The organism is Streptococcus sp. HMSC066F01 (genome assembly GCF_001837335.1).
GTDB classification, from domain to species: domain Bacteria; phylum Bacillota; class Bacilli; order Lactobacillales; family Streptococcaceae; genus Streptococcus; species Streptococcus oralis_S.
Map to the genome: position 1 here is coordinate 1 of NZ_KV832102.1, position 598 is coordinate 598.

The window sequence follows — 598 nt, forward strand, 5'->3', positions numbered from 1 at the left end:
TTTTGACCAGCTGTCTTCACTCGGCGAACACCTTCAGCTAAGAGTGCATTTTCAACCTCACGAGTCTGGAAGGCAACTTCTTCAGTTTTGGTTACTTCCTTAGTCGTTACAACTGCTTTTGAACCGGTATAAGTAATCTTGTTTTTGGCTGCTTTCTTGGTCTTGCGTGAAACTTCTTTACGAGATTTTTCAACACCATCCACTTTTGTCACTTCATAAGTGACTTCATCGATACCTTCTTCACCTTCTTCAACACGCGTTTGACCTTTATCCAGTGCTGGGTCTACTTTCGTTTCTTCTTTGAAAGCAACTTTTTCCTCTACAGTCACTGTTTCTTTGGTTTCTACACCTGTTTTCTTAGTTCCAACTTCGATGATTTCTTCTACTGGTTCTTTGGTAACTTTCTCGCTTTTCTTAGTACGAGCTGTTTCTTTACCATCTGTCAGTGTGATATCCCAAGTAATGGTCTTAGTACCTTTAACACCCGCTTGTTTCACATTGCGAGTACCTTCTGCAAGATCAGCATTGTTTTCGGTACGAGATGCATAAGGAATCTCTTCTGTTGTAGTGATTTCTTGATGCTCAACTTTTGGTTCCG

At 40.8% G+C, this 598-nt stretch carries 1 protein-coding gene; it reads right to left on the reverse strand.

Going from position 1 to position 598, the window contains the following annotated elements; translation table 11 throughout:
• Positions 1 to 598 (reverse strand): G5 domain-containing protein (locus HMPREF2655_RS03050; protein WP_180364312.1); only part of this gene is annotated, 598 nt, incomplete at both ends.